A 26159-nucleotide genomic window follows, 5' to 3' on the forward strand; every position below is an offset into this window, starting at 1 on the left:
AATGGGGTGGCACACGCGTATCGGAACGATCAGCTGCGCACCCGGCTTTTGTCCGGGTCGTAGAAAATCGCTGCGCTGACCGTGGCGCTGATGCGCTTCTGCAGGCCATCGACTTTGCCAATCTCAAGTGCCGTGCCGGGCTCGGCGCAGCTAACATCCACCCGGCACAGCGCGATATTGCTGGCCAGCAACGGTGAGCGGCAGGCACTGGTAATCACCCCGACCTGGGCCCGGCCGTGGTACACCGGGTCGCCATGGTGGGCCGCCTCATTGCCGCCCAGGTGCAGGCCGACCAGCTTGTGGGTGGGGTGGGCACTGCGCCGTAACAGGGCTTCACGGCCGATAAAATCATCGGTCTTGCTCTTCAATGGCACGCTGAAACCGATGCCGGCCTCGAACGGATCGGTCTGGTCGCTGAACTCGTAGCCGGCGAAAATCAGCCCGGCTTCGATGCGCAGCAGGTCCAGGGCTTCCAGGCCCAGCGGCACCAGGCCCAGGGGTTGCCCGAGGTGCCAGATGCGGTCCCAGACCCGCTCGGCGTCTTCGGGTTGGCACCACACTTCATAGCCCAGCTCACCGGTGTAGCCGGTGCGGGAAATCATCAACGGGCAGCCATCGAAGCCGTCCAGCCGACCGACCAGGAAGCGGAACCAGCCGAGGGTTTCCAGGCTGGGCTGGGTGGGCGGGGTCCAGACCATCTGCTTGAGCAGCTCGCGGCTCAGCGGGCCTTGCACGGCGAGGTTGTGGATCTGCTCGCTGGCGGACTTGACCCAGACTTTCATGCCGAGTTTCTGTGCCTGCTCGCGCAGCCAGGGGCCGGCGTAGTCTTCGCCGCAGATCCAGCGGAAATTGTCCGGGCCCAGGCGCAGCAGGGTGCCGTCGTCGAGCATGCCGCCGTGCGCGTGGCACATCGCCGAGTACACCACCTGGCCCACCGCCAGGCGCCGCACGTCGCGGGTCAGGCAGTACTGCAGCAAGGCTTCGGCGTCGGGGCCGATGATCTCGAATTTGCGCAGGGCGGTCAGGTCCATCACCGCCACGCGCTCGCGACACCCCAGGTATTCCTCGGTGGCGCCATAGCCGTCGTAGCGCAGCGGCAGCCACCAGTTGCGGTAGTCGGTGAAGCTGCCGGTGAGGGCGCTGGTGCGTGAGTGGAACGCAGACTCACGGGTGAGAATCGGGTCGGCATCCGCCGTGGTTCGAGTGCTCATGGCGATGGAAAAACGCTCCTTCTCGCGGTAGATGCGGACATGGATATCGGTCGGGTTCCAGCCATTGGCCGGGTCAATGTCATCCGGGCACGAGGTGCTGCCACACACCAGGTCGGTCATGGCCTTCAGCAGCACGTAGTCGCCGGGGCGCGACCAGGGCTCATCCAGGGTCATCTGCTGGTGTGCATCAATACCGGTGTTGAAGAAGAAATTGATCGCCGGCCAACCCTTGCGCGCCTGTACGCCATGGGGGGCGAGGACCTGACTGAGGTTGTCGCTGCAGTTGTCGTGCCCGAAATACCCGTGGCTCTCGTAATAACGCGCCGCGCAGGCCAGGGCGAACGAGTCGTGGCGCCCGACGGTGTCGCGCACCACCTCGAGCATCGGCTGCATCTGGCGGTCGAAAAACTTCGAGAACAGCCCCGGTGCCGGGTAGGCGCTGCCGTTCAGCGTGCGGGTCACGGTCTGGTCGAGGTCCAGCTCAATACCGCGATCCAGGGCGCGGCGGTCGAGCGCGACGAAGTCCGAACACTGGCGTCCCGCGACATCCAGTACCTGGACGTACTGCCCCTTGGCGACGGTGTAGGCATGGGCCGTGCCGGCGCGCAGGGTGAACTCGTCCAGCACTTCGCCCAACGGCTCAGGCAGGGCAGGCACCCAGAGCGGCGACGGGTTGGCGCGGGTGACCAGCAGGCGCAGCTCACTGGGCCGGTATTCCCGGTCGACAGCGGTCGGGCCGGCAGGGGCGGCGACGATCACCAGCAGCGCGTCCTGCGCGACAAAATGGCGACTGTGGCCGGGCGGGCTGTCGTCGTCCCACAACGACGCGGCGCGCGGCAACTGCTGCGCCTCTATGCCGCGCCGATCGAGCACCTGGCCGATACGCGCGGGCACGCTGCAGGCGATAGACGCGTGCAATCCCCAGCTGGCCAGGGCGCTGCGGCCGCCGGCGTCGAGGGCCAGCAGTGTGCAGGCCTGGCGGCCTTCGACGTCGATGACTTGCAGGCCGTCGCCGGGCTGCAAGTCGACCAGCGTGACACCGCCGGCGGCCACGCGGTAGCGTTCCAGGTTCGGCGCGCGGGCAAACAAGCCGGGTTCTCGCGGGCGCGAAATACGCGGTGCATTCATCATCGGCTGCACCTTCAACCGACCGACTTGATGGCGGTCGCGGGCTCGCCGAGGTACGCCGCCATCGAGTCGTCCAATGCCTGCAGCCAGGGGGTGTGGTGCGGCGGTGACTGGGTGCCGGTCATCAATGAGCGATAGGACTTGTCGCGATAGCCCATGATGTTTTCCGCCTTGTCGTGCTTCCAGTGCAGGAAGGTTTCGTTGACGGCGGCGATGTCGAAATTCGGGTAGTCGGTGGCGTCCACCAGGTGCTGGATGTAGGCGCCCTGGTACTCGAACATCTGCTGGTTGGTTTCCAGCACCTGTTCGCGCGCCTGCCATTGCCGGCTGTCGGCGAGCATCTCGGCGTGGCTGGGCAGCGGAATGCGCCCCAGGATCACATCGCGCGCGTACCAGGCCTGGGCATCGAACATGTTGAAGGAGTACCACTGGTCCTGCATGCCGAGGTAGATCAGCCGCGGATTGGCTTCCCAGAACACGCCTTTGTAGAGGTTCATCGGCCACAGGCGGTTATCGGTTTTCAGGCTCAGCTCATCGGGCAGGAACGGGAAGTGATGCTTGTAGCCGGTGCACAGGATGACGGCGTCGATGTGCTTGCTGCTGCCGTCGACGAAATACGCACGGTTGTTTTCCAGGCGCTTGAGCAGCGGTTTTTCTTCCCAGTTGTCGGGCCAGGCGTAGCCCATGGGCGCGGTGCGGTAGCAACTGGTGATGCTGCGCGCGCCGTATTTGTAGCATTGCGAGCCGATGTCCTCGGCCGAATAACTGCTGCCGACAATCAGCAGGTCCTTGTCCTTGAACTCCAGCGCCTCGCGAAAATCATGCGCATGCAGGATGCGCCCGGCGAACTGCTCGAAGCCGTCGAAGTACGGCACCTTGGGCGTGGAGAAGTGGCCACAGGCGTTGATCACGTAGTCGAATGCTTCGCTGGTCAAGGTGTCGCTGGTGTAGTCGTGGGCCTGCAGGGTGAAGCGCTGGGTCTGTTCGTCGAAGGTGACTTGGCGCACTACGTTGTTGAAACGGATGTAGTCGCGCACGCCGGCCTTTTCCACGCGGCCCTTGATGTAGTCCCACAGCACTTCGCGGGGTGGGTAGGAGCCGATCGGCCGGCCGAAATGCTCCTCGAAGGTGTAGTCGGCAAACTCCAGGCATTCCTTGGGGCCGTTGGACCACAGGTAGCGGTACATGCTGCCGTGCACCGGCTCGCCGTTTTCGTCCAGGCCGGTGCGCCAGGTGTAGTTCCACATGCCGCCCCAGTCCTGCTGTTTTTCGAAGCACACCAGTTCGGGGATGTCTGCCCCTTTGTCGCGGGCCGACTGGAAGGCGCGAAGTTGCGCCAGGCCACACGGGCCGGCGCCGATGATTGCAACACGTAGAGTCATGAGCGTGCCTCCTGAGGGGGTCAGCGAAAGATCACTGTCTTGTCCTGGTTGATGAACACCCGGTGTTCCAGGTGGTATTTCAGGGCTTTGGAAAGGGCCACGGTCTCGGTGTCGCGGCCGATGGCGACCAGCGAGTCGGGCAGGTGGGTGTGGTCGACGCGCTGGATTTCCTGCTCGATGATCGGGCCCTCATCCAGGTCGCTGGTGACGTAGTGGGCGGTGGCGCCGATCAGCTTCACCCCGCGGTCATAGGCCTGGTGATACGGCTTGGCGCCCTTGAAGCCGGGCAGGAACGAGTGATGGATGTTGATCGCGCGGCCCGACAACTGCTGGCACAGGCCGTCGGAGAGAATCTGCATGTAGCGCGCGAGCACCACCAGGTCGGTCTGGGTGTCGTCGACGATGCGCATCAACTCGGCCTCCTGGCTGGCCTTGGTGTCCTTGGTGATGGGCAGGTAGATGAAGCGGATGCCCTCGCGCTCGGCCATCGCGCGCAGGTCGAGGTGGTTGGAGACCACGGCGGTGATGTGCATGTCCATCTCGCCCTTGCGGTGGCGGTACAGCAGGTCGGTGAGGCAGTGGTCGAACTTGCTGACCATCAGCAGCACGCGGGTCGGCCGTTGCGAGCTGAACAATTGCCACTGCATGTCGAAGCCGCCGGCGAGGTCGCCGAGGCCTTCGCGCAGGGCGCCGATGTCACCATCGACCCCGGTGTTGAAGCGGAACACCGCACGCATGAAAAACTGCCCGGTGAACTCGTCGTCAAACTGGGCCAGCTCGCTGATGTAGCACTGCTGGCGAGACAGGCAAGCGCTGATCGCGGCGACAATCCCGGACGCCGCCGGGCAGGTGATCTTGAGGATGTAATGTTCGCGGGAGGCGTCCATCGAAAGCTCCTGAATACAGTGAAGGAAGGTTCAGCCCTTGGCCGTGCGCTTGGTTTTTTCCGGGTCGTCGAAGGGCAGGGCGTGGGTGGTGGCGCTGGCCTCCAGGCTGCCGCGCACCTGCAAGGCAATGCCGGGGACGGAGCACGCGACGCTCATGCGCGCGATGGCCATCGAGCGTTTGCTCAGGCGCGAATACATGCCGCAGGTGATCACGCCGACCTGCTGGTTGCCCTGCCACACGGTGTCGCCGGCTTCGGCTGCGCGCACGCCTTCGAGCAGCACTCCCGTGATCTTGAAGCGCTCCTGGCCGCGCAGGCGCAGGTGTTCCTCGGCGCCACGGAACGCTTGCTTGCCGGGCGAAACCGTGAAGTCCAGGCCCATTTCCCACAGGGTGTCGCCGGCCTTCTGGTCGGCGAAGGGGTACATCTGCGAGTTGTCGTAGGGGAAAAACATCAGCGAGCTTTCCACCCGCAGCCAGTCCAGCGCGGTGAAGGCGCACGGGATAATTCCCAGGCTCGCGCCTTGTTCGAGGATGCTGTCCCACAGGAACGGGGCGTCGGCGGCCTTGCAGAAAATCTCGTAGCCGCGCTCGCCGGTGTAGCCGGTGCGGGAGATCATCACCGGGCGGTCGAACAGGCGCGTCTGCAGGTGGTGGAAGTACGCCAGTTGGCGGATCCCCGGCACGTGCTCGGCGAGGAAATCCACCGCCAGCGGGCCTTGCAGCGACAGGTCGTGCAGGTCGTCATCGAACAGCACCGCGACCTGCCGGCCCTGGGCTGAACGCACGAGCATTTCATGCCCGGTGCCGGCGCCGTGCACGACCATGAACGCGTTGGGGCCGGTGCGGTAGACGATGCAGTCATCGACGAATTTGCCGTCCTCGTCGAGCATCGAGGCATACACCGATTTGCCGGGGTAGAGCTTGGCGATGTCACGGGTGGTCGCCCACTGCAACAGGCTCTCGGCGTGCGGCCCCACGTAGTGGACTTTTTTCAGGCCCGACACGTCCATCAGGCCGGCACGGGTGCGGATCGCCTGGTGGTGGTCGGCCAGCCCGGTGCTGTAGGTCCAGGCGGTGCCCATGCCGTTCCAGTCTTCGAGTTGAGAGCCGAGGGCGCGGTGCCGCTCGGCCAATGCAGAAATGCGCCAGGAGTGGGTCATGTGAAAGTCCTTGTCGGGAAAATGAGGGTCAGGCGTGTGGGTCGAACTGGCTCAACCACTCGACCAGCGTGTTTCGGTAGCGGGTCATGCCCTTGTAGTCGGCGATGGGGTCGGGCAGGTCGCGCAGCACGCGGTGCAGGCGGCAGCCCCAGCCCGGTTGCGTGACCAATTCGTCGAGGCTGATCAGGTAGGTGCGAATGCTGAACATCACCGCGTGGCTGCGTGGCAGGCGCGCCATGACTTGCAGCTCGACCCGCAGGTGCACCTGCTGGCCGACGTTTTGCGCGGTGATGCGCCCGCGATCGGCGCCCCATTCGTGGAATGTCTCCGGGGAGGAATCCAGGCGCGGGTTGATCGTCAGTGTCCAGTTCAAGCGCCGCACCGGCTGGCCGACCTGCAGGTTGAGCAGGTATTTCAACGCGCGTTCGAACACGCCCATCTGGTGGGCCATCGGCACCGGCGCATGCCATTGCTTGAAACTCATGCCGGCGTCGAAGGCCAGCGACCAGTCGGCCGGGCTGGTGATCAGGCCGGCGTCCATGTACAGGTCGCCGTCACGCTGGTCGAGCAGGGCGAAGTCGCCCTGTACCTGGCGGCCGATGTACTCCAGCGGTGCGCAGGGCAGGCTGGTGGCGTCGCCGAAGATAAAGTGCTGGTCGATGTCCAGCAGGTGATTGCGCCACTGCCAGCGCTCGCCGTTTTGCGTCAGGCTGAACGACTGCGGGTAGTCGGCGGCCAGGTGTTGCATGATCATTTGCAGGGCATCCCAGGCGGCCACTTGCATGTGCGGCATCACCAGGTAGCGGCGCGGGTCCTTGTCCAGTACCAGCGCGCGTTCGGCCATTTCCGAGCGGTAGTGTTCGTCGATGTCGAAGGCGTGCTCGTAGATGGAGCCTGGGTCACGTGAAGTCGCCGGTTCGATGTTCACCGAGTACAGGTAGCTGTCCTCGACAAACGGAAAGGGAAAACGCCGGATCGCCGCCGGGCTGTTGCGAAAGCTGAAGTCATCGCGGTAGCTCAGCACAGGGCTCGATTGCAGGGGCATGGCACTCACTCCTATAGGTCCAGCGAAACGCAGGGGCCGTTGCCGCGCGAGACGCACGGCATCAGAAATTCGGCCTGCTCGGCCGGGCTGAGGAAACTGTCGCGGTGTTCGATGGCGCCGCCTTGGTGGCGCGTGATGCACTGGCCGCAGACCCCGCCACGGCACAGGTTGGGCACCTGCAGGCCGGCGTGTTCCAGGGCTTCGAGCAGGCTTTGCTCAGCCTCGACACGCAGGCGTTGGCCGCTGCGCAGCAGGTGCAGGTCGAACGGTTGGCCCGGTTGTGCGCCTTTGAAGGCTTCCGAGTGCACGCGCCTGGGCGACCATCCGAGGCGCGTGGCGTGGTGCTCAACCGCATCGAGCAGCGCCTGCGGGCCGCAGGTGTAGACATGGCTGCCCAGCGGCCGGTCGGCGAGGATCCGGCCCAGGTCGGGGCGGCTGGCATAGGCATGCAGGCGCGGACCGAGGCGCTGTTGCAGTTCATCCAGATACGCGTCGCTGAGGCCCGGCCGGAACAGGTAATGCAGTTCGAAAGCGGCCTGCTGCTGTTCCAGCGCGGCGATGTAGGCCATGAACGGCGTAATGCCGATGCCGGCGGCAATCAGGATATGCAGACGCGCAGTGCCATGCGGCGCGAACAGATTGGCCGGTGGTGAAATCTGCAAGGTGTCGCCGACCTGCACCTGCCGATGCAGGTAGCGCGAACCGCCGCGCGAGGCATCTTGCAGGCGTACGGCGATGCGGTAGTGCTGGGTGTGCGCCGGGTCGCTGGTAAGTGAATAGGCGTTGCGCACCTTGCCCTCGGCGAGCGGCAGGTGCACCTGCACGTGGCTGCCGGGCGAGAAGCCGGGCAGGGCGCCGTCGCAGGCGCTGAGGGTCAGCTCGCGCACCACCGGCGTGAGCATCCTGGCCGCGCTGACCTGAACCGTGAGGGCCGCGCTCATGGCTGGAACCCCGCATAGGGCTGGTCGGGATTGATGCACACGCCAAGGTACGCGCCCAGGCGCCGGGAAAAATGCGTGCGCACCTCCAGCCCGACGTGGCAGCCGATGCAGTTCAATACGGCTTGCGGCCCAGCCGCCTGGGTCAGGCCGCAATGCGCGCAATACACCTGGCGCAGGCCGGGCGTCGTGCAGGTCATGCTGATCTCGTCGTCTTCCAGCCCGGCGGCGCGTGCCTCGGCGTGAATGCGCCAGGCAAACGCTTCATCGCCCAGCAGGTAGAGGCGGCAACCCACCGTCGCGCTGGCGAGTGCCTGTTGCAGGCGCCGGGCGAAATCCGGCTGGTCGCCATTGAGCAGCAGCGGCTGGTCCAGTTCTGCGATGACCGGCGGGCAGGCGGTTGCCGATTGCATCACCACGATGGGGCGGCTGAGGGTGTGCGTCATGCGGGCTCCTCCAGGGTGCGTTTTGTTTCCTGTTGGGAGAGATACTTTCCTAAGGGGAAAATCTTCTCAATCTGGAAAAAGGGCTATGCCTTTGGAGATAAGCCTTGCGGCACCGCCGTTGGGGGCATGGAAGTTGCTGGGCTTTGCCTCACGCAGGGCAACCGGATGGGGAGTGATCGACGCGTGCAAATACGACCGAAGGCATGGCCGCTCTGGTTGGGGGCTGTGCACCCCGAACAGGCGCGCAGCGTACGCAGGCTGCTGGCCGGCTTGCCCCTGCACGCTGACGGTGCCTTGTCGGGTTTGCTGGACCGTTTCGACGCACTGCTGCCCCCGGCGAAGCTCAACCTGATACTGGGGGGCGAAGAATTGAGCCCGACGCGACGCGGCTTGATCGACGGCTGCCAGGACGTAGCCACCTGCCCCTGGCGCAATGCCTGCGTGACGGAAGCGGCCCAGGCCTGCGGGCCGTGTCGGCAACGCGGCGTGCACCGCCTGGTGTGTGGCCTGCCCGAGGGCCAGAAGGGCACGTTGCTGCTCGACACCCCGAGGCGCGCCGGGGCCAGTTGGCGCCAACTGCTCGAAGAGGCGGCGCAGGCAGTCGGCGTGACCGTGTGCCTGCGCAGCCAGCAACGCGAGCAACTGCGCAAACAGGCGACCTCGCGCCACGGCGCACTGGCCCGTGAGCTGCACGATTCGGTGGCGCAGCAACTCGGCTACCTGTCGTTCCAGGCCCATGGGCTGCAAGCGCAATTTGGCGAACCGGCGCTGCAGGACCTGTGCGCCGGCCTCAGCCAACTGCAACGCCAGGTGCGCGAACTGATCACCAGCGCACGCCTGACCATGGACGGGCGCTCGCTGCGCCAGGCGCTGGCCGACTCGGTGGCGGAGTTTTCGCGGCGCTGCATCATCGTCTTCGAACTGGACAATCGCCTGGCCGACGATGCCCTCGGCGCGGAAAACGAATTGCAGATCTTGCAGATCATCCGCGAGGCGTTGGCTAACGCGGTGCGCCATTCCCATGCGCGCCACGTGCGCATCGAGCTGCGCCAGACCCAGGACGGCGAAGCCTCGGTGTCGGTGGAAGACGATGGCATCGGCCTGAGCCAGGCATGCGCCGAGCACAACCATTTCGGCCTGGCGATTATCCGCGAGCGCGCCGCCAGCATCGGCGCGCGCCTGAGCATTGAAGCGATCCGCCCGCACGGCGTGCGCGTGCATCTTGGCCTGCGCCGCCACCACGACCAGCCACAGGGGAGTCTCGATGGACTGCACGACCTTACTACTGATCGATGATCACCCATTGTTTCGTAAGGGCCTGGCGCAGTTGTTCGACGCCAGTGGCGACTTCGAAGTGGTGGGGCAGGCGGCCAGCGGCCGAGAAGGCATCAACCTCGCCGTGAGCCTGACCCCGCAACAGGTCTTGCTCGACCTGCACATGCCCGGCCTCAGTGGTCTGCAGGTGCTTGATGAGCTGCGCCAGTTGCGCCTGGATTGCCAGGTGGTGGTGCTGACCGCCTCGATGGACCGCGCCGAACTGTTGAGCGCCTTGCGCCTCGGCGCCAGCGGGTATGTGCTCAAGGAAACCGAGCCCGACGCGTTGCTGGCGTATATGCGCAACTGCCACAAGGGCGCGATTGTGCTCGACTCGACCCTGATCGCCTTGCTTGCCGACCAGGCCGAGCCGGCGCCGCACAGCGAGGCCCCGGGCAACGACCACCTCACCGAGCGCGAAGGCCAGACCCTGGCGCTGATTGCCGCCGGCATGAGCAACAAGCAAATCGGCCGCGAGCTGGGTATCAGCGACGGCACGGTCAAGATCTATGTGCGCAGCCTGTTGCAGAAGCTCGGCCTGCATTCACGGCTGGAGCTGGCGGCCTGGGTGCACAGCGGCAGTTTGCTCAAGCACGAGGAGCGCCATTAAATGAGGGACAGCCCCGACGCCTTTGCGCTCCCGCCGATGGACCTGATGGACTGTTTTCCCGCGGCCTTGCTGCACCTGCGCGACAACGGCCACATCGCCCACTTCAACCTGGCCTGGGCCGAGCTGATGGGCGCGCCGGGCGGGGAGCGCAACCTGATCGACTACGTGCACCAGGAAGATCGCCCGCTATGGCGCCAGGCCCTGAACGAACTGCGCCGGCGCCCCGACACCTGCTTCAACCAGCGCCTGCGCTTTGTGCACCCCAGTGGCGAACTGCGCTGGTTCGAGATCAGCCTCAAGCGCGGCCCGCAAGGCTTCTACCTGGTGGCCGGCGATATCACCGCGCACAAGCGCCGTGAAATCGCCCTGCAGGCGAGTCAGCGCAGCAGCGTGAGCCTGCTCGACAGCATGCCGGGGCTGATCTATCGCGGCCGCAACAACCGCGACTGGACCATGGAATTCGTGAGTGCCGGTTGCCTGCAACTCACCGGCTATCCCGCCGAGCGTCTGGTGGACAACCATGAGTTCACCTACAACAGCCTGATCCTCGCGCAGGATGCCGACTACGTGTGGCGCGAGGTGCAATACGCGTTGTCGCGGCATGAACCGTTCGAGCTCAATTACCAGATTCGCTGCGCCGATCAGTCGATCAAGCACGTGTGGGAAAAGGGCGTGGGGATTTATGCCGATACCCGTGAGGTACTGGGGATCGAGGGGGCGATTTTCGAGCGCAAGCGTTGAGTCTGTACGCCATTCAAAATGTGGGAGCGGGCTTGCTCGCGAATGTGCCGGATCAGTCGCTGCAGACGTTGACTGTTCCACCCCATTCGCGAGCAAGCCCGCTCCCACATTGTTTCGGCGTGTCCCTAGTGACTCAATGAGCCGGCCGCCTTGTTCAGGTCACTCTCAGCCCACTCGGTGTACACGCACGCATCCGCCGTGGCCCAGCGCACGCGCACCGGGTCGCCGGCTTTCAGCGGCATGCCCGCGGCGGACAACGCCTTGACCGTCATCGAGGTACCGCCGAGGGTTTTTACCGTGCAGGTCTGGCTTTCGCCGAGGAACAACACTTCGCCGACCATTGCCGAGACTTCATTCCAACCCGCTGCCAGGGGCTGCTCGGCGGCTTGCTCGACACTGAGGGCGAGGGCTTTTTCCGGGCGCACCATCAACAGCACCTCCTGCTCGGTGTGCAGGCCGCTGGTCAGGCGGATCGACAGCGATTGGCCTTCGAACACCGCTGCCGCATTGCCCTGGGCCTTGAGCTTGAGGAAGTTGGAGTTGCCGAGGAACGAGGCGACAAACGCGTTCGGCGGGTTCTGGTACAGGTCAAAGCCGCTGCCGAGGCCGACGATCTTGCCGTGGCTGAAAATCGCGATGCGCTGTGACAGGCGCATGGCTTCTTCCTGGTCGTGGGTCACGTAGACGATGGTGATGCCCAGGCGCCGGTGCAACTGACGCAGTTCATCCTGCAGGTCTTCGCGCAGCTTCTTGTCGAGGGCGCCGAGGGGTTCGTCCATCAGCAGGATGCGTGGCTCGTACACCAGCGCGCGGGCGATGGCGACGCGTTGCTGCTGGCCGCCGGACAGTTGCGAAGGGCGGCGATGCGCGAACTGTTCGAGCTGCACCAGCTTGAGCATGGCGTCGACGCGTTTCTCGCGTTCGGCGCTGGCCAGTTTGCGGATCGCCAGGGGGAAGGCGATGTTGTCGCGCACCGACAAATGCGGGAACAGCGAGTAGCGCTGGAACACCATGCCGATGTCGCGCTTGTGCGGCGGCACGTTGACCAGCGACTGGCCGCTGACCAGGATCTCGCCGCTGCTCGGCGTTTCGAAGCCGGCGAGCATCGACAGGGTGGTACTTTTGCCCGAGCCGCTGGAGCCGAGGAAGGTGAGGAATTCGCCGTCCTGGATGTCCAGCGAGATATTGTCCACGGCGGCGAATTCGCCGTAGTACTTGTTCAGGTTGCGCAGGCTGACCAGGGGTTGGCCAGGGTTCTGGGCGGGGTCTTTGATCACTGCACTCATGTCTTAATCCTCGGCGCTCAAGCGCGGGTTTCAGTGCGTCGACGAGCGACGGCGGCAATCACCATGACCAGTACCGACAGGCCGATCAGCAGCGTCGAGGCGACGGCGATCACAGGCGTCAGGTCCTGGCGCAGGGTGGTCCACATTTTCACGGGAAGGGTTTGCAGGGTCGGGCTGGCCATCATCACGCTGAGCACCACTTCATCCCACGAGACGAGAAACGCGAACAGCGCGCCGGCCACCATGCCCGGGCGGATCGCCGGGAAGGTCACCTTGAACACCGCCTGCAGGCGCGAGGCGCCGCAGATTACTGCCGCGTCTTCGATCGACTGGTCGAACAGTTTCAGCGAATTGATGATCGAGATGATGGTGAACGGCAGCGCGACAATCACATGGCTGACCACAAAGGCGAACATCGTGCCGGTGTAGCCGAGCTTGAGAAACAGCGCATACACCGCCACGGCAATGATCACCAGCGGCACGATCATCGGCAGGGTGAACAGGCCGTAGAGCAACTCACGGCCGGGAAAGCGCCCGCGCACCAGCGCGAATGCGGTGGGCAAGCCCAGCGCCACGGCAAACACCGTGGTCAGCACCGCCACCTTGAGGCTGGCCATCGCCGCGTTCATCCAGTCGGCGTTGGAGAAGAACTGCGCGTACCATTTCAGCGTCCAGCCCGGCGGCGGGAATACCAGCCACTGGGACGAACCGAACGACAGCAGCACGATGAATACAATCGGCAGCAGCAAAAACACGCCGATCACGCCGGTGGTGGTGTAGAGGCCCAGGCGCATCCTGCGGCTCATGGCATTGGGAGTCAGCAGCATGACGGCTTACCTCGCATTGCTGGCGCCAACCGGGGATTCCGGCTGAAGCTTCAGGTAGAAGTAGAACAGCACCAGCGTGATGAAGATCAGCAACGCTGCGCCGGCACTGGCCAGGCCCCAATTGAGGAACGATTGCACCTGCTGGATGATGAATTCGGGCAGCATCATGTTCTGCGCACCGCCGAGCAGCGCCGGGGTGACGTAGTAACCGAGGGACATCACGAACACCATCAGGCCACCGGAGAACAACCCCGGCCGGCACAGCGGCAGGAACACCCGGAAGAAGTTGGTCCACGGGCTGGCACCGCAGATCGAGCCGGCCTGCAGGATCATCGGGTCGATGGCCTGCATGGTCGCCTGCAACGGCAGCACGATGAACGGAATCATGATGTAGCTCATGCCGATCACCACGCCGGTGAGGTTGTGCACCATCTCCAGCGGCGCATCGATGATGCCCATGGCCATCAGCGCCTTGTTGATCACCCCCGAAGCCTGCAGCAGGACCAGCCAGGAATAGGTGCGGGCGAGGAGGCTGGTCCACATCGACAGCAGCACGATATTCAGGATCCAGCGCCCCCAGCCACGGGGCACCAGGGTGATCACCCAGGCCAGCGGGAAGCCCAGCAGCAGGCTGAACAGCGTCACCAGGCCGGCCACCGAGAAGGTATTGAGCAGCACCCGCGCATACGCCGAGTTGGCGAACAGCTGTTCATAGTTGCCCAGGCCCGGCACCGGCTCCAGCACGCCGCGCAGCAGCAGGCCGATCAGCGGTGCGAGAAAGAACAGGCCGAGGAACAGCAGGGCCGGGAGCAGGTTGCTTGCCCCCCGCCAGCGCTGCGCCAGGGACGGCGCCGAAGCTTTGCCGGACACCGGGCCGGCAGCGCCGAGGGCGCTCCCGGTCGGCGTGGTTGCCGTCATTTTCATTTGACTAGCCATTCATTCCACCGTGTCGCAATGGCCGGGCCGTTCTTGGCCCAGTAGGCGAAATCGAGGGTGATCTGGTCCTTGGCGTACGCCGTCGGCAGGTTGGGCGCCAGGACTGAATCCAGGCGCTGCACGCTGTCGATGTTCACCGGAGCATAGGCGGTCAGGTTGGAAAAATCCGCCTGGCCCTTGGCGCTGCTGGCACTGGCCAGGAACTTCATCGCAGCGGCTTTGTTTTTCGTGCCTTTGGGCACGACGAGGATGTCGGCCATCACCAGGTTCTGCTTCCAGCTTACGCCCACGGGCGCACCGTCTTCCTGCAGTGCGTGAATGCGCCCGTTCCAGAACTGGCCCATGCTGACTTCGCCAGAGGCCAGCAGTTGTTGCGACTGCGCGCCGCCGCCCCACCAGACGATGTCTTTCTTGATGGTGTCGAGTTTCTTGAAGGCGCGGTCCAGGTCCAGCGGGTAGAGCTTGTCGGCGGGCACGCCGTCGGCCAGCAGCGCCAGTTCGAGCACGCCGGGGCTTGGCCATTTGTAGAGGGCGCGTTTGCCGGGGTAGGTCTTGGTGTCGAACAGCGCGGTCCAGTCCTGCGGCTTGCCAGCGCCGAGCTTGCCTTCGTTGTAGCCGAGTACGAAGGAGAAGAAGAACGAGCCGACGCCATGGTCGGAGACAAAGCGCGGGTCAATCTTGTCGCGCTGGATGACCGAGAAGTCGAGGGGTTCGAGCAGCCCTTCGGCGGCGGCGCGCAAGGCGAAGTCGGCCTCGACATCCACCACGTCCCACTGCACGTTGCCGCTTTCGACCATGGCCTTGAGTTTGCCGTAGTCGGTAGGGCCGTCCTGGACCACGGTGATGCCGCTGGCCTTGCTGAAAGGGTCGGCCCACGCCTGCTTCTGCGCATCCTGGGTACTACCGCCCCAGCTCACGAAATTGACGCTTTCGGCCGCCAGGGCCGCGTGAGTGGCCGTGGCCAGCAAGCCCGCGAACAGCACTGCGGTTGCACGTTTGTTCAACACCATTTTCACGCCCTCATTTGTTTTGTTATTGAGCGGGCTTGGTAATGCCCGCCTATCGGGAGCAGTAGGTTTATCGAGGCCCCTATTCGAGGCCCCAAAAGGCGACCGTGCCAAGGGCTGTTATTGGTGCTATCCCTGGCGGGCGCACTTGGCGAAAGCGTTCGGTCTATGGAATATCATATTATGGTATTCCAAACTTTGTGCAAGCATTTTGCCTTACCGGTTATCCATCATTCGGTGAAGGGAATGCTCTCGACCACCTCCAGGTCGTAGCCGGTCAGCCCGGCGTATTTGAGGGGCGGTCCGAGGTGACGCAGCTTGCCGACGCCCAGGTCCTGCAATATCTGCGCCCCGGTGCCGACTTCCGAATAAATCCGCGACTGCGAGCGGCTGAACTGGCGCGGTGTCTGGGTTAATTGCGGCACGCGCTCCAGCAGTGCCTGGGACGACTCATGGTTGGCCAGCACCACCACCACGCCGCTGCCTTCTGCCGCGACGCGTTGCAGGGCGGCCCACAGTGTCCAGTTGGACGGGCCGCTGTACTCGGCGCCCACCAGGTCGCGCAGCGGGTCGATCACATGCACACGCACCAGCGCGGGTTCATCGCGGCGCAGCTGGCCCATCACCATGGCCATGTGCACGCCGCCGTCGATGCGGTCTTCAAAGGTGATCAGGCGGAACGTGCCGTGCACCGTGGGCAGATCGCGTTCGCCAATGCGCACCACCGTGCGTTCGGTGCTCAGGCGGTAGTGGATCAGGTCGGCGATGGTGCCGATCTTGATCCCGTGCTTGCGCGCGAAAATCTCCAGGTCCGGGCGGCGGGCCATGCTGCCGTCGTCGTTCATCACTTCGACGATCACCGAGGCCGGGGTGTGCCCGGCCAGGCGCGCCAGGTCGCAACCGGCCTCGGTGTGGCCGGCGCGGGTCAGCACACCGCCGTCCTTGGCGCGCAATGGGAAGATGTGCCCCGGTTGCACGATGTCGGCGGGCCCGGCGTTGCTGTCCACGGCTGCCGCCACGGTGCGCGCGCGGTCGGCGGCGGAGATCCCGGTGGTCACGCCGGTGGCGGCTTCGATGGACACGGTAAACGCGGTGCTGAACACGCTGCCGTTGCTCGGCACCATCTGTTCCAGGCCGAGGCGCTGGCAGTGTTCGTCGGTCAGCGTCAGGCAGATCAGGCCACGGGCTTCGCGGGCCATGAAACTGATAGTCTCGGCGGTGCAGCAGGCCGCAGGCAGCAACAGGTCGCCTTCGTTTTCCCGGTCTTCGTCGTCCACCAGCAGCACCATTTTGCCCTGGCGGTAGTCTTCGATGATGTCTGCGATGCTGTTGAAGGCCATGTAGAGTGCTCGATTTGTTGGTTGTATGTATTATGGTATACCACAAAAATCAAACAAGAGGATGTCGCGATGAAGGCCTACTGGATTGCCCATGTGGATGTGTCCGATGCAGAGCAGTACACGCAATACACCCAACGCGCGCCGGCGGCGTTTGCGAAGTTTGGCGGGCGGTTCCTGGCCAGGGGCGGGCGCAGCACCGCGCTCGAAGGCGGGCCGGCGCGCCAGCGTAACGTGGTGATCGAGTTTGATAGTTATGAGCAGGCGGTGGCGTGTTATGAGTCTGTGGAGTACCAGGAGGCGAAGGGGCACCGGGAGGGGGCTGGGGTCGCGCAGATTATTATTGTGGAAGGCCTGGCGCCCTAGCTGTATCAGCCAAGCCAGCTCCCACACTTGGACTCGGTTCGGTTTGGAGATCAGCGGATGAAATGGGCCTTGCCGTGGTAGAGGCCCTGCATCTCGGCCTGGCGACCTAGGTCTATCGGGCATAGACCGATTCAACTGTGGGAGCGGGCTTGCTCGCGAAGGCGGAGTGTCAGTTGATGCATTCGGTGCCTGACACACTGCTTTCGCGAGCAAGTCCGCTCCCACATTTTTTGATCCGTGTCTGGGCTTGGAGGTCAGCGGATGAAATGGGCCTTGCCGTGGTAGAGGCTCTAAATCTCGGCCTGGCGAACTAGGTCTAACAGCCAAACCGGGTCCGAATGTGGGAGCTGGCTTGCCTGCGATACAGGCGCCTCGGTACATCCGGTAAACCCGGTGGATGCCATCGCAGGCAAGCCAGCTCCCACACTGGGACTCGGTTCGGTCTGGAGATCAGCGGATGAAATGGATCTTGCCGCTGTCGTCATTGCCGATGTAGATGCCATACACCCCGGCCTGGCGCTCTTCGATGTAACGCTCGAGGATCTGCCGGATGGCCGGGTAGTAGATGCTGTCCCAGGGGATGTCCTCGGGCGCGAAGAACTTGTAGTCGAGGGTCTCCGGCCCGAACTGGCCGGTGATCTCCAGCGCGATGGCGCGGAAGATGATGTACACCTCGCTGATCTTCGGCACGCTGAAGATCGAATAGGGCGAGAGGATCTCCGCACGTACGCCGCTTTCTTCCCAGACTTCACGCAGCGCGGCCTGTTCGGTGGTCTCGCCACCTTCCATGAAACCGGCGGGCAGCGTCCAGGTGCCGGGGCGCGGTGGGATTGCGCGTTGGCACAGCAGGTATTTGCCGTCCTGCTCGATGATGCAACCGGCGATGATCTTCGGATTGATGTAGTGGATGTAGCCGCAGCCACGGCACATCAGGCGCTCATGCGTATCGCCCGGTGGCCGCTGGTGACCGAGGTCACTGCCGCCACATTTCGGGCAAAAGCTTGGGCTGAACACGCTCAGTGACCTATGCGGGGTTCTTTGAGGGCGATGGGCAGGGTGATCTCGGGGACTTTGCCGGTCTCTTCCTGTTTGCGCTTGAGGTAATCCAGGGCCACCGCAGCCGCGGCGCGTACGTGGTCGACGCAGGCCTGGTGGGCAGCGAGCGGGTCGCCGCTCTTGATCGCCTGGACCATGCGTTCCATTTCCTGGTTGCTGGTGCCGCGACGGTTTTCCTGGGACACCGAGGTCGCGCGCAAGTAGCTGATGCGCGCCTGCAACTGGCGCAACTGCGTGGCGGCCACGTGGTTGCCAGAGCCTTCGAGCAACACGTCGTAGAAGCCCTGCACCGAATCGATCACCTGTTGCAGCTCGCCGTCCTTGAGGGCCTTGCGGTTTTCCTCGAGGGCTTTTTCCAGGGCCTTGATGTCCTTGGCCTTGGCGCGCAGGGTAAACAGCTGCACGATCAAGCCTTCGAGCACGCAGCGCAGTTCATAGATATCGACGGCATCCGCCAGGGTGATGATTGCGACCTGCGGGCCCTTGGCATCGGCGAATTCCACCAGGCCTTCGGACTCCAGGTGACGCAAGGCTTCGCGCACCGAGGTGCGGCTGACGCCGAGGCGGTCGCACAGGTCGCGCTCCACCAGGCGGTCACCCGGCAACAGCTGGAAGTTCATGATGGCGCTGCGCAGTTTCTCCAACACGATTTCGCGCAGGGTGACCGGGTTGTGATTGACCTTGAAGCTGTCGTCGAGTGGCAGGCGTTTCATGGGGTCTGCTCTGAATGTAGCGGTTAACTGGAGGCCTCGGCATCGGCGTCGGCGAACGCTTCCCGGGCCAGTCGGAAACTGTCCACGGCGGCGGGAACCCCGCAATAAATACCGACCTGAAGCAGAATTTCGCGTATTTGTTCACGACTCAGCCCGTTACGCAAGGCGCCGCGCACATGCAGCTTGAGTTCGTGGGGCCGATTGAGGGCCGAAATCATTGCCAAGTTTATCATGCTGCGTTCTTTAAGCGACAAACCCTCACGGCCCCACACGTGGCCCCAGCAGTACTCGGTGACCATCTCCTGCAGCGGCCGGGTGAAATCGTCGGCGTTGTCGATCGAACGCTGCACGTAGGCCTCGCCCAGCACTTGGGTGCGGATCTTCAGGCCCTGCTGGTACTTTTCAGTGCTCATCAATCAGCTCCTCAGGCCAGGGTGGGCAGCGGGCCCAGCTTGCCTTTGTGATAGATCATCGGCGTGACCGGCTGCGCGGGCAGGATCAGGTTCTTCACCGCGCCGACAATGATTGCGTGGTCGCCGCCGTCGTATTCGCGCCACAACTCGCATTCGATGATCGCCGTGGCCTTGGCCAGCAGCGGGTTGCCCAGCTCGCTGAGGTGCCACTCGATGCCCTTGGCCTTCTCCTTGCCTTTGCCGGCGAAGGCGTAGGCCTCGGCGGTCTGGTCGGCGGACAGCAGATGAATCGCGAAACGCTTGCTGTCGCGCAGGATCGGGTAGGTGTCCGACGCATAGTTGGGGCAGAACAGCACCAGGGCCGGGTCGATCGACAGCGCGCTGAACGCGCTGGCGGTGATGCCGACGATGCCGCCGTCCGGGTCGAGGGTGGTGACCACCGTGACGCCGGAAGGGAAGGAGCTCATGACGTCTTTGTAAATGCCGGGTTCGATCATGGTCGGGGTCTCTTAACGCATCACAAAAGGATCAGGCATCGGCGCCTGGGAGAGGTTGATCCACACCGTTTTCAGCTCGGTGTAGGCCAGCACCGAATCGATGCCGCTTTCGCGTCCGTAGCCGCTGTTCTTGAAACCGCCGATGGGCGCCATGGCCGAGACCGCGCGGTACGTGTTGACCCAGATGATCCCCGAGCGCACATCCCGCGCCAGGCGATGGGCGCGGCCGAGGTCGCGAGTCCAGATGCCGGCGGCGAGGCCGAACTGCGAGTCGTTGGCGATCGCCAATGCCTCGGCTTCGTCCTTGAACCGGATGACCGAGGCCACCGGGCCGAAGACTTCTTCCTGCATGATCTTCATCGAGTTGCGGTCGCATTCGAATAGCGTCGGCTCATAGAACCAGCCTTCACCGAGATTCTGCGGGCGCTTGCCACCGGTGCGCAGGCGCGCGCCTTCGGCGATGGCATCGGCCACCAGGCCTTCGACCACGGCCAGTTGCTGCGCGGTGGCCATGGGCCCCATTTCGCTGGCGTCGTCCTGCGGGTTACCGATGCGGATGCGTTGGGCGCGCGCCACCAGGCGCTCGACGAACTCATCGTAGATTTCATCCTGCACCAGCAGGCGCGAACCCGAGACGCAACTCTGCCCGGACGCCGCGTAGATGCCGGCAATCGCGCCATTGATGGCGCTGTCGAGGTCGGCGTCGGCAAAGATGATATTCGGTGACTTGCCGCCCAGTTCCAAAGACAGCTTGGCGAAGTTCTCCGCGCTGCTGCGCACCACATGTCGGGCTGTGGCTGCGCCGCCGGTAAAGGCAATCTTGCGCACCAGCGAGTGGCGGGTGAGGGCAGCGCCGGTGCTCGGACCGTAGCCGGTGACCACGTTGACCACGCCCGGCGGAATCCCGGCTTCGAGGGCCAGGCGCGCGAGTTCGAGGATGGTCGCCGAGGCGTGCTCCGACGGCTTGATCACGATGGTATTGCCCGCCGCCAGGGCCGGTGCGAGCTTGATCGCGGTCAGGTACAGCGGGCTGTTCCAGGGGATGATTGCTGCGACCACGCCCATGGCTTCGTGCACGGTGTAGGCGAACAGGTCGGGCTTGTCCAGGGGCAGCGTGCCGCCTTCGAGTTTGTCGGCGAGACCGGCGGTGTAGTGGAAGAACTCCGGCAGGTAGCTGACCTGGCCGCGCGTCTCGCGGATCAGCTTGCCGTTGTCGCGGCTTTCCAGCTGGGCCAGTTGCTCTTTGTTCTCGGCAATCAAATCGCCCAGGCGACGCAGCAACTTGCCGCGCGCGGTAGCGGTGAGGCCACGCCAGGCCGGGCTGTCGAAGGCAGTCTGCGCCGCTTGCACGGCGCGCTCCACATCCGCTTCGTCAGCGTCGGGCAGTTGCGCCCAGGGCTCGGCCAGGGCCGGGTTGAGGCTGTCGAAAGTCTTGCCGGACAGGGCATCGACCCATTCACCGCCGATGCACATCTGGAAGCGTGCGAGTGTCATGCAACGATCCCCTTGATTGGATTGTTTTGGGCGTACACCGTGTCGAGGAAGCCCAGCAGCAGCTGGTTGACCAGGCGTGGCGATTCTACCGGCATCATATGCCGTTGTTCGGCCAGCACCGCAACGGTGGCGCCGGGAATACGATCGGCCAGTTGCCGGGCCATTTCCGGGGTCGAGCCCGGGTCGAGTTCGCCGGTGGCGACCAGGGTCGGCACGCGCAACCCCTTGAGGTCGTCGGCGCGGTACATGTCCTGGGTCGCGAACAGTTCGTAGGTGGTCAGGTAGCCCTGGGGGTCGTTGCCCGCCAGGGTTTCACGCAGCGCGGCGATCTGCGCCGGGTTGGCCGCCTGGTATTCGCGGCTGAACCAGCGCGACAGCGCGGCCTCGGCATTGGCGTCCGGGCCATGTTCGGCGGCCTGGGCGGTGCGTGCGATTACGCCGGCGCGCTGTTCCGGGCTGCGGTTGAACACACTGTTGAGCACCACCAGGCCTTGCAGGCGCTGCGGGTAATGCAGGGCAAACGCCCGGGCGACCAGGCCGCCCATGGAAAAACCGATCACCGTGGCCTGAGGCAATTGCAGGTGGTCGAGCAGTTCCAGCAACTGGTCGGCATAACCCAGCAGCGGCGTGCCGGCGGCCGGGCGCGGGCTGGCGCCATGGCCGAGCATGTCATAGGTGATCACGCGGTAATTCGTGGCCAGGCCAACGACTTGCCCGCCCCACATTTCTTTGTTCAGGCCCACGCCGTGGATCAAAACCACAGGCTGGCCTTGGCCGGTCGCCAGATAACTGGTGCCAGCCGGGGTGCGTTCAGCGGTGAGCCGAATCATGGAGCGCTCCTGCATACCTTTTTATTAGGGTGTTAGCCGCCGGGATTACTGGGCCTTTTCGGCGGCCAGTTCTTCCAGGTCGATATAACGGTTGCCGATCCGTGGGTGCAGGCGGCCGCCATCGGCGCAGCCCAGCACCACGACGATTTCGTCGGCACGCGGGGCGTCTTCGATCTGCATTTCCAGGGTGATGTAGTGCGAGCGCAGGCCTTCGTCGTCCTTGTGCATCATCGGGATCTGGATCGAGGTGCCAGGGCCACCGCGCTTGTTGGTGAAGCTCAGGTAGCTCTTGGCCTTGACCGCTTCACGGTAGTGATTGCCGAAGCGCAGGGTATGGATGATTGCGCTCGCGTGTTCGATCTCGCCATCGGCGCCCACGACGGCGGCCTTGCCATACGCTTCGATCTTCTCGGCGCCGCCGATGATGCCCACCAGGCGCTCGACCATCAGTGCACCGAGGTCGGAGCAATTGGCGCGGATCTCCGGCTTGAGGTCTTCGACGAAACCGCGACCCAGCCACGGGTTTTTCAACACGACGGCCAGGCCGACCATGGTCACCGGCGTGTCCGAGGCCTTGCCGCCTTCAATGAAGGTTTCTTCTACGTAACTGACGATCTTGCGAATTTCGAAACTCATGGGCTGCTCCGTCTGAGGTAAGTGGATCTGTGTATGATGGTATACCATAATATGACAAGTGCAAGCGCCACAAGATCGGGTCGGCAAACGGTACAGCTGGGTGATGCGTTTTTTTGATCTCGATCAATCGTTGCGAGATGCTCATCTGGTAAAAACGCCCCCTTTTTTAAACTTGGCGCCGCTTCTAGCCTGGCAAGGCGAACTTGCCGTGTTACGCCATACTCACCTCCAGCTGTGGCATACAGCGCCTGGCTCTATGCCGCTACCACCGTGCCGTCTTACGAGACCGGACTTTGAACCTATGCCCGAACGCAACTACAGCTTGATTCGCAAGCTCGCCAGCACGTCCCTGCGCCTGAATACCGTGCTGATCTGCGCGCTTTTTCTTAACCTGTTAATGCTGGCCGCCTGCTATTGGGCGTTGAGCAAGGTGGTTGCCGAAGAGCGCAACAAGGTGATGCTGCATTTCAACCGATTGGTGGGTGATATCCATCAGCACGAAAAATTCATCGACAGGATTGCGCAACACGGCAACCAGGCCTCGCAGAACCAACCGACGTCGGGTCTGACGGTACAGAGCCAAATGCGTGTCGACACGCCAGGCGTGCGGATCTTTGAGGCGGCGCAATATACGTTTTCGATGCCGTTTACCCTGGCGCAGCAGCACGTAACGTCCGGCCCGCATCCGGGCAATTTCGCCTTGGGGGTGATGCTGGCGAATTTTTACAGCCGTTTCTGGAGTACCTCGGTGTACCCGGCACCGCAGGTGTTCGTCATCGGCGCGCTGGGCAACACCAGCATGGCTGTGCCTGCCATCGACCGGTTTCCGGGGCGTGCGCTGCTGACAACGGAGAACTACCTGGCGGCAGTCGAGCGGATTTACACCGCGCTGCCAGTCGGTAAAGACTCGACAGGGGGAGTCCACGTGCGCTGGGCGCCAGCGCAGCATTTCATTGCCGGCGAGTCCCGTGAGCTGTTGGGTTATCTGGATTTCAGGCTGCCCGATGCGCTCTGGTGGACACCTGAGGTCAAGCGTCGGATCTTCATCGTGACCCTGTTGGATCTGGAGCGCATCAATGATCCCGAGCAATTGTTCGAGCGGCCGATCTACGACCGCTTGCAATTGTTGTCTCCCCAGGGCGACTCGTTGATAGATGCAGTCGGTGTAGCGCAGAGCTATCGGCAGGGCCTGAATTTCACTGCGCAAGGCCTGCTGTTCAAGATGGGCGGCCCCAGTGCCGGTGGTTGGGTCGCGTTGTACGAACTGAATTATCAAAGCTTTTTCGGCTACGCCAAGTGGCAGTTGCTTGGCGGCATTGGGCTGCTGCTGGCCAGTGTGTTGAGCAGTTGGGTGGCGATTCGCTGGTACGCGCGCAAGGTGGTTTCGCCCGCGCGCCAGGCCCATTTTGAGATCGTCGAAAGCGACACTTTCAGCCGTACGGTAATCCAGACTGCCCCTGTGGCACTGTGTGTGCTCAGGCGCGCGGATCGGCACCTGATCATGCAAAACCCACTGGCCGAACGAATGCTGGGGGATGCCCAGGCGGTGACGCAGTTGAGTGAGCATTGGGGGCTCAATCCTGCCCCGGCGCAACCCGACGGCGATGTGATTTTCCACAGCCGCCACGGCCACACATTGCACGGCAGTTTCGCCTCAGCCCGCTATCGCGGCGAGGCGGTGGTGCTCTGCGCGTTCAGCGACATCAGCGCACACAAGGCGGTGGAGCAGAAGCTCGCCGAGGCCAGCGCCGCCAAGTCGCGGTTCCTGGCGACCATCAGCCATGAGATCCGCACGCCACTCTATGGCGCGTTGGGTACCCTGGAGTTGCTGGGGCTCACACAGTTGACCGAGCAACAAAGCAACTATCTGCACATTATCGAGCGCTCCTCTTCAATGCTTCTGCAACTGGTCAGCGATGTGCTGGACATGTCCAAGATCGAAGCGGGGGAGATGGCGCTGGAGTCGGCGGATTTCAGCCCCCTCGCATTGGCCGAGGAGGTCGTCGCCGAATACAGCGGCACCGCACAGGGCAAGGGCGTGCAGTTGCGCTTGAATGTCGATGCCGGTGTACCGGTTGGGGTGCATGGGGATGCGCGGCGTATCCGGCAGGTGCTCACCAATCTGCTCAGCAATGCCCTCAAGTTCACCGAGCACGGCGGTGTAACGCTGCAGTTGAGCGCCGCGATTAGCGACGACAGGGCTACGCTGACGTGGCAAGTCACCGACACCGGCGTGGGTATTGCGGCCGAGCAGCAGGTTCATCTGTTCGAGCCGTTCTACCAGGCGCACCGACATGCGCATACCGTTGCTGGCACCGGGCTTGGCCTGTCCATCTGCGCGCAACTGGCCCAACTGATGGGCGGTCGATTGAGCGTGGCCAGCGAACCCGGGGTGGGTAGCTGCTTCAGTTTCAGTGCCAGCTTTGCCTTGGGGCAGCAGGCACCGCCGACCGCCGTGCGGGCCCGCTTGTCTCGGCATCCCGGTAAGTTGGGCCTGAACCTGCTGGTCGCCGACGACAACCCGATGAACCAGGCATTGATCAAGGAGCAACTCGAGCAGCTCGGCTGTCGCGTCACCCTGGCAAGTCACGGTCTTGACGCATTGGCGCGCTGGTCGCCGGATTTCGATGCGCTACTGACCGACATCAACATGCCGCAGATGGATGGGTTCGAGTTATTGAGTGCGCTGCGTCAGCAGGGCGTAACGCTTCCGATCATCGCCATCACCGCCAGCGCCCTGCAGGAAGAAACCCGACGCTTCGTCGCAGCCGGCATGGATGCCTGGCTGGTAAAGCCCGTGAGCCTGAGTGATTTGTACGCAGTGTTGCGACGCTGCTGCCCGCCCGCGCAAATACTTGAGCCGCAGGAGGAAGAACTGCCGGCGTTTGTGGCGCTCTCACCGCGACTGCATGAACTGTTTGTGAATACCACGCGCGCAGACCTGAAAATCCTGCGCGACGCCAGCCAGCAACACAACGTAGCTGCCATGGTGCCGCAGTTGCATCGGCTGCGCGGCTCGCTGGCGGCGGTGCAGGCGAAGCAGCTGGCAGACGCGTGCAAAGCGCTGGAGCAGCAACTGATCGCCACGCACAAAATTCCCAAGGGCGTTATTGAACTCATGGACGGTATAGAGCGACTACTGGCGGGCCTCGCGCCGAATACGGACGGCGAGCCCCCTACATCCAACGACTGAGACTGGAATACAAACCATGAAAAAGACCACTGTGTTGATAGCCGACGACCATCCGATTGTGGCGATGGCGGTGCAGGAAATAGTCGAGCGCGATGACCGCTTTGAAGTGGTGGGTATCGCCAAGGGGCCTACTGAATTGGTGCAGATGCACCAGCAGTTTTCGCCCGATGTCGTGATTGCCGACTACAGCATGCCCGGCGACGGAATTCATGGCGATGGATTGCAGATGATCGAGTTGCTGTGCCGGCGCTTTGGTGACACCCGCATCCTGGTATTCACCATGCTGTCCAATCCCCTGATTCTCAGCGGTCTCTATCACCTGGGTGTGTGGGGCGTAATATTGAAAAGTGGTGATTTCAATGAGATTGCGGTAGCACTGCAGGCGTTGTCGCAGGGACGCAAATACCAGCCACCAGTGCAAGCGCTGTCGAACAGCGACAGCCAGATGCAAGCCAGGGCCGCTCGGCTGACGATGCGCGAATACGAAGTGCTGCGGCATTTTGTATCGGGCTTGAGTGGTCGTGAAATCGCGGCACTTTTGCATAGAAGCACCAAGACAGTGAGCGCACAAAAGGTCTCGGCGATGCGCAAGTTGGGCGTCGAAAATGATCAAGCGTTGTTGGCCTTCTGTGCGGACGCGCAGCTTTTCCTGTAAGTCGTGCCAGCGGTTTACGTGGGCTGAACCGAAAGACAGTTCTCGCCCTG

General features: G+C 63.6%; 25 protein-coding genes. 6 read left to right on the plus strand and 19 right to left on the minus strand.

The features are described from left to right. Positions 1 to 29 precede the first annotated feature (29 nt). The 7 genes from BBG20_RS18390 to BBG20_RS18420 are packed head-to-tail and all read right to left on the minus strand — an operon-like array spanning position 30 to position 8198. Positions 30 to 2339, minus strand: a complete 2310-nt coding sequence (locus BBG20_RS18390; protein WP_065906102.1) for a DUF1989 domain-containing protein — start codon at positions 2337 to 2339, stop codon at positions 30 to 32. A 14-nt stretch (positions 2340 to 2353) separates the two neighbouring features. Then, the gene (locus tag BBG20_RS18395; protein WP_065905720.1) at positions 2354 to 3721 is read right to left on the minus strand and encodes an NAD(P)-binding domain-containing protein; all 1368 of its coding nucleotides are present in this window, start codon (positions 3719 to 3721) and stop codon (positions 2354 to 2356) included. Between the two features lie 20 nt (positions 3722 to 3741). After that, positions 3742 to 4608 (minus strand): formyltetrahydrofolate deformylase, encoded by an 867-nt coding sequence (gene purU / locus BBG20_RS18400; protein WP_065905722.1) that lies wholly within the window; start codon positions 4606 to 4608, stop codon positions 3742 to 3744. 30 nt (positions 4609 to 4638) lie between these two features. Then, positions 4639 to 5769 carry an aminomethyltransferase family protein gene (locus BBG20_RS18405; RefSeq protein ID WP_065905724.1) on the minus strand — a complete coding sequence of 377 codons (1131 nt, stop codon included), beginning with the start codon at positions 5767 to 5769 and terminating at the stop codon, positions 4639 to 4641. Between the two features lie 28 nt (positions 5770 to 5797). Continuing rightward, on the minus strand, positions 5798 to 6814 hold the full coding sequence (locus BBG20_RS18410) for a heme-dependent oxidative N-demethylase family protein (RefSeq protein WP_065905726.1): 1017 nt from the start codon (positions 6812 to 6814) through the stop codon (positions 5798 to 5800). Between the two features lie 11 nt (positions 6815 to 6825). Continuing rightward, positions 6826 to 7755, minus strand: coding sequence for a PDR/VanB family oxidoreductase (locus BBG20_RS18415; RefSeq protein WP_065905727.1), 930 nt, complete (start codon positions 7753 to 7755; stop codon positions 6826 to 6828). Continuing rightward, positions 7752 to 8198 carry a dimethylamine monooxygenase subunit DmmA family protein gene (locus tag BBG20_RS18420; protein WP_065905729.1) on the minus strand — a complete coding sequence of 149 codons (447 nt, stop codon included), beginning with the start codon at positions 8196 to 8198 and terminating at the stop codon, positions 7752 to 7754. The genes BBG20_RS18415 and BBG20_RS18420 overlap by 4 nt, the downstream gene beginning before the upstream one ends. Positions 8199 to 8381: 183 nt before the next feature. Here BBG20_RS18420 and BBG20_RS18425 point away from each other — a divergent pair, with 183 nt between their 5' ends. The 3 genes from BBG20_RS18425 to BBG20_RS18435 are packed head-to-tail and all read left to right on the plus strand — an operon-like array spanning position 8382 to position 10863. Further along, the gene (locus BBG20_RS18425) at positions 8382 to 9494 is read left to right on the plus strand and encodes an ATP-binding protein (RefSeq protein WP_226940004.1); all 1113 of its coding nucleotides are present in this window, start codon (positions 8382 to 8384) and stop codon (positions 9492 to 9494) included. Further along, the gene (locus BBG20_RS18430) at positions 9463 to 10122 is read left to right on the plus strand and encodes a response regulator (RefSeq protein ID WP_065905732.1); all 660 of its coding nucleotides are present in this window, start codon (positions 9463 to 9465) and stop codon (positions 10120 to 10122) included. The genes BBG20_RS18425 and BBG20_RS18430 overlap by 32 nt, the downstream gene beginning before the upstream one ends. Continuing rightward, positions 10123 to 10863 carry a PAS domain-containing protein gene (locus tag BBG20_RS18435; protein WP_065905734.1) on the plus strand — a complete coding sequence of 247 codons (741 nt, stop codon included), beginning with the start codon at positions 10123 to 10125 and terminating at the stop codon, positions 10861 to 10863. It abuts the gene before it with no gap. A gap of 125 nt (positions 10864 to 10988) precedes the next feature. Here BBG20_RS18435 and BBG20_RS18440 read toward each other — a convergent pair whose 3' ends face one another. The 5 genes from BBG20_RS18440 to ribBA all read right to left on the minus strand — a co-directional run bounded on the left by BBG20_RS18440 (position 10989) and on the right by ribBA (position 16259). Continuing rightward, on the minus strand, positions 10989 to 12149 hold the full coding sequence (locus BBG20_RS18440) for an ABC transporter ATP-binding protein (protein ID WP_065905735.1): 1161 nt from the start codon (positions 12147 to 12149) through the stop codon (positions 10989 to 10991). A gap of 17 nt (positions 12150 to 12166) precedes the next feature. Further along, positions 12167 to 12976, minus strand: a complete 810-nt coding sequence (locus BBG20_RS18445; protein WP_065905737.1) for an ABC transporter permease — start codon at positions 12974 to 12976, stop codon at positions 12167 to 12169. A 6-nt stretch (positions 12977 to 12982) separates the two neighbouring features. Continuing rightward, complete coding sequence (locus BBG20_RS18450; protein ID WP_065905738.1) at positions 12983 to 13900, minus strand: ABC transporter permease; 918 nt, start codon at positions 13898 to 13900, stop codon at positions 12983 to 12985. Beyond that, positions 13897 to 14922, minus strand: coding sequence for an ABC transporter substrate-binding protein (locus tag BBG20_RS18455; protein ID WP_065905739.1), 1026 nt, complete (start codon positions 14920 to 14922; stop codon positions 13897 to 13899). Before BBG20_RS18455 ends, BBG20_RS18450 begins: the two co-directional genes overlap by 4 nt. A gap of 227 nt (positions 14923 to 15149) precedes the next feature. Continuing rightward, positions 15150 to 16259, minus strand: a complete 1110-nt coding sequence (gene ribBA, locus BBG20_RS18460; protein WP_065905740.1) for a bifunctional 3,4-dihydroxy-2-butanone-4-phosphate synthase/GTP cyclohydrolase II — start codon at positions 16257 to 16259, stop codon at positions 15150 to 15152. Between the two features lie 69 nt (positions 16260 to 16328). Here ribBA and BBG20_RS18465 point away from each other — a divergent pair, with 69 nt between their 5' ends. Continuing rightward, the gene (locus BBG20_RS18465) at positions 16329 to 16622 is read left to right on the plus strand and encodes a DUF1330 domain-containing protein (protein WP_065905741.1); all 294 of its coding nucleotides are present in this window, start codon (positions 16329 to 16331) and stop codon (positions 16620 to 16622) included. 450 nt (positions 16623 to 17072) lie between these two features. On the opposite strand, the gene BBG20_RS18470 is transcribed toward BBG20_RS18465, so the two are convergent. The 7 genes from BBG20_RS18470 to BBG20_RS18500 are packed head-to-tail and all read right to left on the minus strand — an operon-like array spanning position 17073 to position 22261. Beyond that, on the minus strand, positions 17073 to 17636 hold the full coding sequence (locus BBG20_RS18470; protein WP_065905743.1) for an NUDIX hydrolase: 564 nt from the start codon (positions 17634 to 17636) through the stop codon (positions 17073 to 17075). 2 nt (positions 17637 to 17638) lie between these two features. Further along, positions 17639 to 18391 (minus strand): GntR family transcriptional regulator, encoded by a 753-nt coding sequence (locus BBG20_RS18475; RefSeq protein ID WP_065905745.1) that lies wholly within the window; start codon positions 18389 to 18391, stop codon positions 17639 to 17641. A gap of 23 nt (positions 18392 to 18414) precedes the next feature. Continuing rightward, the gene (locus BBG20_RS18480; protein WP_065905747.1) at positions 18415 to 18804 is read right to left on the minus strand and encodes a carboxymuconolactone decarboxylase family protein; all 390 of its coding nucleotides are present in this window, start codon (positions 18802 to 18804) and stop codon (positions 18415 to 18417) included. An 11-nt stretch (positions 18805 to 18815) separates the two neighbouring features. Then, the gene (locus BBG20_RS18485) at positions 18816 to 19301 is read right to left on the minus strand and encodes a flavin reductase family protein (protein ID WP_065905749.1); all 486 of its coding nucleotides are present in this window, start codon (positions 19299 to 19301) and stop codon (positions 18816 to 18818) included. Between the two features lie 12 nt (positions 19302 to 19313). Continuing rightward, complete coding sequence (locus BBG20_RS18490; RefSeq protein WP_065905751.1) at positions 19314 to 20795, minus strand: aldehyde dehydrogenase; 1482 nt, start codon at positions 20793 to 20795, stop codon at positions 19314 to 19316. Next, a complete protein-coding gene (locus BBG20_RS18495; protein ID WP_065905753.1) occupies positions 20792 to 21625 on the minus strand; it encodes an alpha/beta fold hydrolase in 834 nt (277 codons plus the stop codon). The genes BBG20_RS18490 and BBG20_RS18495 overlap by 4 nt, the downstream gene beginning before the upstream one ends. Positions 21626 to 21670: 45 nt before the next feature. Next, positions 21671 to 22261 (minus strand): amino acid synthesis family protein, encoded by a 591-nt coding sequence (locus BBG20_RS18500; protein ID WP_065905755.1) that lies wholly within the window; start codon positions 22259 to 22261, stop codon positions 21671 to 21673. A 301-nt stretch (positions 22262 to 22562) separates the two neighbouring features. On the opposite strand from BBG20_RS18500, the gene BBG20_RS18505 reads away from it, so the two are divergent. Both BBG20_RS18505 and BBG20_RS18510 read left to right on the plus strand, forming a co-directional pair. Beyond that, entirely contained in the window at positions 22563 to 25454 is a 2892-nt protein-coding gene (locus tag BBG20_RS18505; protein WP_065905758.1) for an ATP-binding protein, read from the plus strand. A 16-nt stretch (positions 25455 to 25470) separates the two neighbouring features. Beyond that, on the plus strand, positions 25471 to 26109 hold the full coding sequence (locus BBG20_RS18510) for a response regulator transcription factor (protein ID WP_065905760.1): 639 nt from the start codon (positions 25471 to 25473) through the stop codon (positions 26107 to 26109). Positions 26110 to 26159 lie beyond the last annotated feature (50 nt).

The organism is Pseudomonas aylmerensis (genome assembly GCF_001702265.1).
GTDB classification, from domain to species: domain Bacteria; phylum Pseudomonadota; class Gammaproteobacteria; order Pseudomonadales; family Pseudomonadaceae; genus Aquipseudomonas; species Aquipseudomonas aylmerensis.